We start from the raw sequence: 9,605 nt of genomic DNA on the forward strand, positions 1-9,605 counted from the left end.
CGCCACCCCAGGCCGGATTGACCAGGAGGCCGGTGGCGATGGCGCCGACGATGCCGCCGATGGCGTGGATGCCGAAGGCGTCCAGGCTGTCGTCGTCCTTCAGCGCGTTCTTGATCTTCGAGCAGAAGATCACGCAGATCGGCGACACCACGAGGCCGAGGACCACCGCGCCCACCGGACCGGCGAAGCCAGCCGCCGGGGTGATGGCGACCAGACCGGCCACCAGACCTGAAGCCAGGCCCAGGGCGCTGGCGCGCTTGCGGGTCACCCACTCCGTGACGACCCACGAGAAGCCCGCCGCGGCGGTGGCGACCAGGGTGTTGACCATCGCCAGGGCGGCGTAGCCGTTGGCCTCAAGGTTGGAGCCGGCGTTGAAGCCGAACCAGCCGACCCACAGCAGGCCAGCGCCCGTCATGGTGAGGGTCAGGGAGTGCGGCGGCATCGGCTCGGACCCGAAGCCCTTGCGGGGGCCGAGGATCAGGGCGCCGACCAGGGCCGCGATGCCGGCGTTGATGTGCACCACGGTGCCGCCTGCGAAGTCCAGAGCCCCGAAGCCCCAGAGGAGGCCGGACTGGATCGGATCCGTCGGAGCCGCCGCCACTGCATCGGGACCCGCCCACCACCAGACCATGTGCGCGATCGGGTAATAGGAGAGAAGGGGCCACAGGATGGCGAACACCACCACGGCTGCGAACTTCATCCGCTCTGCGACGCCGCCCAGCACAAGGGCGGCGGTGATGCAGGCGAAGGTCATCTGGAAGGCGATGAATGCCAGCTCGGGGATCACCACGCCGGTCGAGAAGGTCGCGACCGTGCTGGCGGGGGTGACGCCATTCAGGAACAGCCTGTCACCGCCGCCGACGAACTTGTCGAGGGCGCCGCCGTCGGTGAAGGCGAGGCTATAGCCCCAGAACAGCCAGGCCATCATGCCGATGACCGTCACGACGCCGACCTGCATCAGCATGGACAGCATGTTCTTCTGACGCACCAGACCGCCATAGAACAGGGCGAGGCCCGGCAGGATCATCAGCAGGACGAGGACGGTGGAGACCAGCATCCAGGTCGTATCGCCCTTGTCCGGGACCGGCGCCGGCGCTTCGGCGGCGGGGGCCGCCTCGGCGGGAGCCGCAGGCGCGGCCGCTTCGGCCGGGACCGCCACCGCCTCGGCGGGCGCGGCGGACGTCGCTTCGGCCGCAGCGACCGGCGCAGCCTCCTGAGCCATGGCCGGGGCCGCCAGCGGCGCCCCCGCCAGGGTCGCGGCGAGCAACAGCCCGGCCAGACCCCTTGATTTGAACATGTTCATTTCTCGTTCCTTCCTGGAGGGGTCAGAGCGCCGAGGCGCCCGTTTCGCCGGTGCGAATCCGCACCGCGTCGGCCACATCGAGGACGAAGATCTTCCCGTCGCCGATCTTTCCGGTTGAGGCGGCGGTCTTGATGGTCTCCACCACCCCCGCCGCAGCAGAGTCATCGACCACTGCTTCGAGCTTCACCTTGGGGATGAAGTTCACCTGATACTCGGCGCCCCGATAGATCTCGGTCTGCCCCTTCTGACGCCCGTAACCCTTGACTTCCGTGATCGTGAGCCCCTCGACCCCGGACGAAACGAGCGCTTCGCGCACCTCGTCCAGCTTGAAGGGTTTGACGATCGCCATGATCAGTTTCATCCCGTCGCTCCCGCTGAAGACCTTTCGGACCAGTCCCCGGCCCAATGGCCACCCAGTCCACCAATCAGGCTACGGACGCTGGCTATCGAAGGGAGTCCGAGGCGCCAAAAAAACAGGCGACGCACTGGCATAGATCAAAAATTGGGCGCCTGGATTTCCGGTCTGGTTCGAACAGAGGCGCCAAAGGGCGCGCGGGGAGGACCGCGCGCCTGCTGGGGCGAAGGATGATCACGACAGCGTGATCACTGGGTCTTCCGGCGGACAGGCAGTAGCCATTTCCCCTTGCGCCGGACTAATTCGGGTTGCCCGCCAGCCCGGGCTTCGTCTTTGCAGGTCTTCAGGGTCGTCATGTCAAAATTCCTCCCCGTCTTCGCAGTTCTGCTCCTCTCCGGAGGCGCCGCCTCCGCACAGGTCCCGGCCGCGCCTGCGGCGCCGTCAGCCGCTCCAGCTCTGCTGTCGGCGCCGGTCGCCCCAGCCGGCGATGTCATTGAGACCCTAAGAGCCTCCGGCCAGTTCACCACCTTCCTGCGGGCGGCGGACCTCGTGGGCCTGACCGCCTTCGTGAAGGCGCGGCCCGACATCACGGTTCTTGCGCCTGCAGACGCCGCCTTCGCCGCTCTTCCTGCGGGCGAAATGGATCGGCTTCTCGCCCAGGCCAACCGGGCCGAGCTCCAGAAGGTGGTTCTTCGCCATCTGATCAACGCCCGCGTCCCCTTTGAAACCTTCAAGGGCGCCGTCACCAGCGCCCCGAGCATGGGCGGCGAGACCATCGAACTCAACGGCGACGCCGCCCCCACCGTGGGCGGGGCTCCCGTGGTTCAGGCGGATGTGATGGCCGCAAACGGCGTGGTCCATGTCCTTGGAGCGGTGATCCGGCCGCCGGCGTCCTGACGGCTCGCCGTCACCGACCTTCCGGCGCGCTTGAAGCGCGAGGCGGCGGGCCCTATGGTCCGCCTCCCTTTTTGCGCCTGCGAAGCCACGCCGATGCCTGCTGAAAAACCACTGTCTTTTCAGGCCCTGATCCTCACTCTCCACGAGTACTGGAGCCGTCAGGGTTGCGTCGTCCTCCAGCCGCATGACGTTGAGGTCGGGGCGGGCACGCTGCATCCCGCCACGGTCCTGCGGGCGCTCGGACCCCGCCCCTGGAGGGCCGCCTACGTCCAGCCTTCACGTCGACCCGGCGATGGCCGGTATGGCGAGAACCCGAACCGCCTCCAGCACTACTACCAGTATCAGGTCATCCTGAAGCCCAATCCCGACAATCTGCAGGAACTCTACCTTGGCAGTCTCGACGCCATCGGCCTCGACACCCGGCTGCATGACATCCGCTTCGTGGAGGACGATTGGGAGAATCCGACGGTTGGCGCCTGGGGCCTGGGCTGGGAGGTCTGGTGCGATGGGATGGAGGTGACCCAGTACACTTACTTCCAGCAGGTCGGCGGCCTTGATGTCTTCCCGGTGGCCGGGGAGCTCACCTACGGCCTCGAGCGGCTGGCCATGTACCTGCAGGGCGTCGACCGGTTCGACCAGCTGGCTTTCAACGACCCCGACGGGCCCCTGCCCATGACCTATGGCGATGTCTTCCTGGAGAACGAGCGTCAACAGTCCGAGGCCAACTTCCACCTCTATGACGTGGCCACGCTGAAGCGGCAGTTCGAGGATATGGAGATTCAGGTCCCTCGGCTCCTGCAGGGGCGAGGCCCCCAGGGCCAGGTCACTGTGCTGCCCGCCTACGACCATGTGCTGAAGGCCAGCCACCTCTTCAATCTGATGGACGCCCGCGGCGCCATCGCCGTCGCTGAACGCCAGAGCTACATCGGTCGCATCCGTGACCTGACCAAGATGTGCGCCGAGGCCTGGGTGGCCAATGAGGGCGGCAATGGCCCGGCCGGGGAGGCCTGACGATGCCGCAGCTGCTGCTCGAGCTCTTCTCCGAGGAAATCCCCGCGCGCATGCAGGCGCAGGCGGCCCGTGACCTGGACCGCATGGTCAGGGAGCGTCTGGCGGCTTGTGGTCTTGAGCCGAAGTCGATGCGCGCCTTTGCCGGTCCGCGCCGGCTGACCCTCGTCGCCGAGGGGATCCCGACCGCCCAGCCTGACCGGCGGGAAGAGCGCAAGGGTCCGCGCACGTCCGCACCTGAGGCGGCGCTCGAGGGCTTTCTTCGCTCCACAGGTCTCAAACGGGAACAGCTGGTCGAGAGGGATGGCGTCTGGTTCGCCGAGCTCAGCGTCGCCGGACGACCGACCACCGAGGTCCTCTCCGCCATCGTTCCCGAGGTGGTCCGCAGCTTCCCCTGGCCCAAGTCCATGACGTGGGGAATAGGGACACTCCGTTGGGTCCGCCCGCTCAAGCACATTCTCTGCCTCTTCGAGGGCGCCCTTGTCTCGTTCGATGTCGACGGGGTTCCCGCCGTCGACTTCACGCTCGGCCACCGCTTCATGGCGTCCGCGCGGCCGTTCAGGGTCCGCTCCTTCGCCGGTTATCGCTCAGGGCTCGAGAAGCGTTTTGTGGTCCTGGACCCCGAGGAACGGAAGCTGCGGATCCTGGCCGAATCCCGCCGACTGTGTGCAGACCGCGGTCTCGAGCTGGTCGAGGACGCCGGCCTGCTGGACGAGGTCGCCGGTCTTGTGGAGTGGCCTGTCCCCGTCCTCGGCGACATGGACCCGGATTTCCTGTCCCTGCCGCCGGAGGTCATCCGCACCTCCATGCGCAATCACCAGAAGTATTTCGCCATCCGCGACCCGGCGACGGGCCGGCTGGCGCCGCATTTCATCACCGTCTCCAACATCGCCGCGCCCGACGGCGGAGCGGCGATTGCAGCGGGCAACGCCAAGGTCCTTTCGGCACGCCTCTCGGACGCCCGCTTCTTTTGGGACGAGGACCGCAAGGTCTCTCTCGAGGCGCGCCTTGAGAAGCTGAAGTCGGTCACCTTCCACGCCCGCCTCGGCACCCTTGCTGAGCGGGTCGAGCGGCTGGAGCACCTCGCCGCCGCCCTCGCGCCCCGGGTGGGCGCCGACACCGCCAAGGCGGCTCTTGCGGCGCGGCTCTGCAAGGCGGACCTGACGACCGGGATGGTGGGAGAGTTCCCCGAGCTGCAGGGGCTGATGGGCGGCTATTACGCCCTGGAAGAGAGGCTGACTCCGGTCACCGCCGAGGCGATCCGCGACCACTACCGCCCCGTTGGCCCGTCGGACGAGGTCCCGGACCGCCCCGTGACCATGGCCGTCGCCCTTGCCGAGAAGCTGGATACGCTGACGGCCTTCTTCGCGATCAACGAGAAACCGACGGGCTCGCGCGATCCCTATGCTTTGCGGCGCGCCGCACTGGGTGTGATCCGGATTCTCCTGACCTCCGAGGTCCGCGCCCCGGTCCGTGAGCTCGTGGCCGACTGGTACCGCTCGCTTCGCTGTTTTGTGGATCCGGGAAGGGCGCTCTACGCTTCCAGCCGACGAACCACCGGCTATCTGGGACCCAAGCCGAGGCAGCTTTCGGAGGTCTTTCAGACCTATGTCGAGGAGTTCGAGTCCGCCCTCCTTGAAGCTGAGCCCATGGTCGTTGCGATCGACGCGGACTTCGATATCCGTTTCGACCGGGGCGCAGCCGGCGGCGAACCGCCGGAGGGCGAAATCCTTTATCGGTTCCGACCCTATCCCGAGGTGGCCGAGGAGGTCCTTGGCTTCCTGGGCGAACGGCTGAAGGTCTTGCTCCGCGAGCAGGGCCGGCGGCACGACCTCGTGGACGCCGTCTTCGCCCTGGGAGACGACGACCTGGTCCGGATCAACGCCCGGATTGAGGCCCTCAGCCACTTTCTGGAGACCCCTGACGGCGCCAACCTTCTGGCTGGCTATCGGCGCGCGACCAACATTCTTCGGGCGGAGGAGAAGAAGTCCGCGCTTCCCGAGGGTCCGGCCGTCCGGCTCGAAGGCGCCCCTGAAGAAGAGATCGCCCTTGTGGCCGCCGTCGCGGAAACGACGCCGAGGGTCGCAGGGCTTTCCGGATCCGAGGACTTCGCCGGGGCCATGAGCGCCCTGGCCGACCTGCGCGGTCCGGTCGACGCCTTCTTCGACAAGGTGCTCGTGAATGCAGAAGACCTGAAGGCCCGGGAGAATCGCCTGAAACTCCTCGCCCAGGTCCGCGCCGCCATGTCCGAGGTCGCTGACTTCGGTCAGGTCATTGGTTAGGGGAGGCGGCTATGTCCGATGAGACGCGTTGGGTCTACGCCTTCGGAGGCGGAACCGCTGAGGGAGATGCATCCATGCGCAATCTCCTCGGTGGCGAGGGCGCCAACCTGGCGGAGATGTCGGCTCTCGGACTGCCTGTACCCCCAGGCTTCACCATCACGACCGAGGCCTGCAACCACTTCTATGGCCATGACAGGGCCTATCCGGAGACCCTCCAGACCCAGGTGGAGGCGGCCCTCGAAAGGGTGGAGTTGCTGACGGGGAAGCGCTTCGGAGACCCCTCGGCGCCTCTCCTGGTCTCTGTCCGGTCGGGTGGACGGGCCTCCATGCCCGGCATGATGGATACGGTCCTCAATCTCGGTCTGAACGACGCCACCACGGAGGGGCTGGCGAAGCTCGCAGGAAACCGCCGTTTCGCCCTCGATTCCTACCGGCGCTTCATCCAGATGTACTCCAACGTGGTCCTTGGCCTGGATCACCATCTGTTCGAGGAAATCCTGGACAACCACAAGGACCGGCTCGAGGTCACGATCGACACCGCGCTCGCAGCGGAGGACTGGGAGAGGGTGGTGGCCGACTACAAGGCCGCCGTCGAGGAGGAGCTTGGCGAGCCCTTTCCCCAGGATCCCAAGGCCCAGCTCTGGGGCGCCATCGGCGCGGTCTTCGCCAGCTGGATGAACGAACGCGCCAAGTTCTATCGCCGCATGCATGACATCCCCGAGAGCTGGGGCACTGCAGTCAACATCCAGGCGATGGTCTTCGGCAACATGGGTGACTCCTCGGCGACGGGGGTGGCCTTCACCCGTAATCCCTCCACCGGCGAGAACAGGCTTTATGGCGAGTTCCTGATCAACGCCCAGGGCGAGGACGTGGTGGCCGGGATCCGGACCCCCCAGGCCCTGACCCGGGCCGCGCGGGAGGAGATGGGGGATCGCACCCCCTCCATGGAGGAGGCCCTCCCTGAGGTTTTCGCCCAGTTCCGCGATGTGGTGGAGCGGCTCGAGCGGCACTATCGCGACATGCAGGACGTGGAGTTCACCGTCGAGCAGGGCCGCCTCTACATGCTGCAGACCCGTAACGGGAAGCGCACCGCCAAGGCGGCCCTCAAGATGGCGGTGGACATGGCCGCAGAGGGGCTGATCAGCCGGCAGGAGGCGGTCATGCGCGTCGATCCCGCCAGCCTGGACCAGCTTCTTCACCCGACCATTGATCCCGATAGTCCGAGGGATGTGGTGGCCACCGGCCTACCGGCCTCTCCGGGCGCTGCGACAGGCGTGGTGGTGTTCGACGCCGACGAGGCCCAGCGCCGCGGAGGAGCGGGAGAGGCGGTGATCCTGGTCCGCGAGGAAACCAGCCCCGAGGACATCCACGGCATGCACGCCGCCCGGGGAATCGTGACGGCGAGGGGCGGGATGACGAGCCATGCCGCCGTAGTCGCCCGCGGCATGGGACGCCCTTGCGTTTCCGGAGCGGGAGACATCCGTATCGATGAGAAGGCCGGCGTGTTCCAGGCCCGGGGGCGGACCATCCGGGCGGGTGATGTCGTGACCGTTGACGGCAGCCGGGGCGATGTTCTGGCGGGCGCAGTGCAGATGATCGAGCCCGAATTGACGGGCGACTTCGCCACCCTGATGGGGTGGGCGGACAGCTTCCGCCGGCTCCGCGTCCGGGCCAATGCCGAGACTCCGCTGGACGCGCGCACCGCCAGGCAATTCGGCGCCGAGGGAATCGGCCTTTGCCGTACCGAGCACATGTTCTTTGACGATCAGCGGATCCAGGCCGTCCGGGAGATGATCCTGGCCGATGACGAGGTCGGTCGCCGGGCGGCGCTTGCGAAGATCCTGCCCATGCAGAGGGCGGATTTCGTCGAGCTTTTCACCATCATGGAGGGCCTGCCGGTGACGATCCGGCTGCTGGATCCGCCCTTGCACGAGTTCCTTCCCCAGTCGGAGGAGGACGTCCGCGAGGTCGCTGAAGCCGGGGGCCTGGACGCCGACAAGCTCTGGCGGCGGGTCCGGGAGCTGCATGAGACCAATCCCATGCTTGGGCATCGGGGCTGCCGGTTGGGGATCTCGTATCCCGAGATCTACGAGATGCAGGTCCGGGCCATCTTTGAGGCCGCCTGCGAGATCGCGGGAGCCGGCCGCTCGGCCCCCATCCTCGAAATCATGCACCCCCTCGTGGCCAAGCGCGAGGAAATGCGCTTCCTGCGCAACCTTACCGACCGGGTGGCCAGGGCGGTGCTTTCGGAGCGGTCGCTGAGCCTGGAGTACCAGGTCGGAACCATGATCGAGCTTCCCCGCGCAGCGCTACGCGCCGCAGATCTCGCCGAGTCTGCCGAGTTCTTTTCCTTCGGCACAAATGACCTGACCCAGACGACGTTCGGGATCAGCCGGGACGACTCCGGCCGGTTCCTGACCGCCTACCTGGAAAAAGGCATCTTCGAGAAGGATCCCTTCGTGAGCCTGGACCAGGAAGGCGTCGGTGATCTCATCCGCATCGCCGCCGATCGCGGCCGGGCCGCCCGGCCCGGGGTCAAGCTGGGCATTTGCGGCGAGCACGGGGGTGATCCAGCCTCGATCCAGTTCTGCGAGGCGATCGGGCTGGATTATGTGAGCTGCTCGCCCTTCCGCACGCCTATCGCCCGCCTCGCGGCGGCGCAGGCGGCCTTGGGCGAGCGCGAGAAGGACCGTTAGGAAGCGGATCGGGAAGCGACCATTGACGACATTTGATCCAGCGGCAGCGACCGCGGCCTATCTTGCCACCGTCCCTGCAGAGTCGCACGCGCGGGCTCAGGCCTACACCCAGGGCGGACACTGGCTGATCCTCTGGACGGCTCTCATCGGGGTCGCGGTTTTGTGGCTGATCCTGCGCTCCGGCCTTCTGGTGCGGCTGCGCGACAGGCTCGCAACCCACGGCGCAGGGCCTGGATTCATCACCCTCGTGGTCCTGGCTGCGGCCTTCAGCCTTGAGACCGTCCTCAACCTGCCCTGGTCCGTCTGGTCCGACTGGGCTCGCGAGAGAGCTTACGGCCTGACCGACCAGCCCCTTTCCGGGTGGCTGAGCGAGACCCTGCTCATGTCGGCGATTGGTGTCGTTGGGGCGGTCGTCCTGGGGACTGGCGTCTACGCCCTGATCCGGAGAGCCCCGAGGGTCTGGTGGGCGTGGTCGGGAGGACTGGTCAGCCTGTTCCTCCTGGTCGGGATGGTGGCGGCGCCGGTGGCGATCGATCCGCTCTTCAATCGCTATGAGCCCGCCCCCCCCGGCCCGGTGCGTGACGCTGTGGTGGCGCTGGCCAAGGCAAACGGCGTGCCCGCTGACCGGATCTTCATCTATGACGGCTCCCGACAGTCCAATCGCTATACAGCCAATGTTTCGGGCCTGATGGGCAGTGCGCGCATCGCCATGAGCGACGTGATGTTCAAGAAGGACGCCGATGTCGCCGAGGTGCGCGCCGTCGTTGCCCATGAGATCGGACACTATGTCCTTCGCCATGTCTGGCAGAACTGGTTCTTCCTTTCCGCACTGGCTTTCCTGGGACTCTTCCTCGTTGACCGTCTCTTCCCGCTCGCAGCGCACCTCCTGGGCGCCCGCGACGTCCGGGGGCTGGCTGATCCAGCCGGATACCCCGTGATCGGGGTCCTGCTCATCATCTTGGGTCTCTTCGCCAACCCGCTTTCCGCCAGCTTCACGCGGTGGGCGGAAACCGACGCGGATCGTTTTTCCCTTGAACAGGCGGAGGAGCCCGACGGGCTGGCGC

At 67.0% G+C, this 9,605-nt stretch carries 7 protein-coding genes; 5 read left to right on the forward strand and 2 right to left on the reverse strand.

Features of this window, described 5'->3' with window-relative positions:
• Window positions 1-1,297: ammonium transporter (locus INE98_RS03795; RefSeq protein WP_293536714.1), on the reverse strand; the 1,297-nt coding region annotated here is incomplete at its 3' end.
• A gap of 28 nt (window positions 1,298-1,325) precedes the next feature.
• The gene (locus INE98_RS03800; RefSeq protein ID WP_293536705.1) at window positions 1,326-1,664 is read right to left on the reverse strand and encodes a P-II family nitrogen regulator; all 339 of its coding nucleotides are present in this window, start codon (window positions 1,662-1,664) and stop codon (window positions 1,326-1,328) included.
• 348 nt (window positions 1,665-2,012) lie between these two features.
• On the opposite strand from INE98_RS03800, the gene INE98_RS03805 reads away from it, so the two are divergent.
• From INE98_RS03805 to INE98_RS03825, 5 genes are all read left to right on the forward strand, one after another.
• Window positions 2,013-2,555 carry a fasciclin domain-containing protein gene (locus tag INE98_RS03805; RefSeq protein WP_293536706.1) on the forward strand — a complete coding sequence of 181 codons (543 nt, stop codon included), beginning with the start codon at window positions 2,013-2,015 and terminating at the stop codon, window positions 2,553-2,555.
• A 93-nt stretch (window positions 2,556-2,648) separates the two neighbouring features.
• The gene (locus INE98_RS03810) at window positions 2,649-3,566 is read left to right on the forward strand and encodes a glycine--tRNA ligase subunit alpha (protein WP_293536707.1); all 918 of its coding nucleotides are present in this window, start codon (window positions 2,649-2,651) and stop codon (window positions 3,564-3,566) included.
• 2 nt (window positions 3,567-3,568) lie between these two features.
• Window positions 3,569-5,845 (forward strand): glycine--tRNA ligase subunit beta, encoded by a 2,277-nt coding sequence (gene glyS / locus INE98_RS03815; RefSeq protein WP_293536708.1) that lies wholly within the window; start codon window positions 3,569-3,571, stop codon window positions 5,843-5,845.
• A gap of 11 nt (window positions 5,846-5,856) precedes the next feature.
• Complete coding sequence (gene ppdK / locus INE98_RS03820) at window positions 5,857-8,541, forward strand: pyruvate, phosphate dikinase (protein WP_293536710.1); 2,685 nt, start codon at window positions 5,857-5,859, stop codon at window positions 8,539-8,541.
• 22 nt (window positions 8,542-8,563) lie between these two features.
• Window positions 8,564-9,605 (forward strand): M48 family metalloprotease (locus INE98_RS03825; RefSeq protein WP_293536712.1); only part of this gene is annotated, 1,042 nt, incomplete at its 3' end.

This window comes from Phenylobacterium sp. (genome assembly GCF_020253645.1).
Classification (GTDB): domain Bacteria; phylum Pseudomonadota; class Alphaproteobacteria; order Caulobacterales; family Caulobacteraceae; genus Phenylobacterium.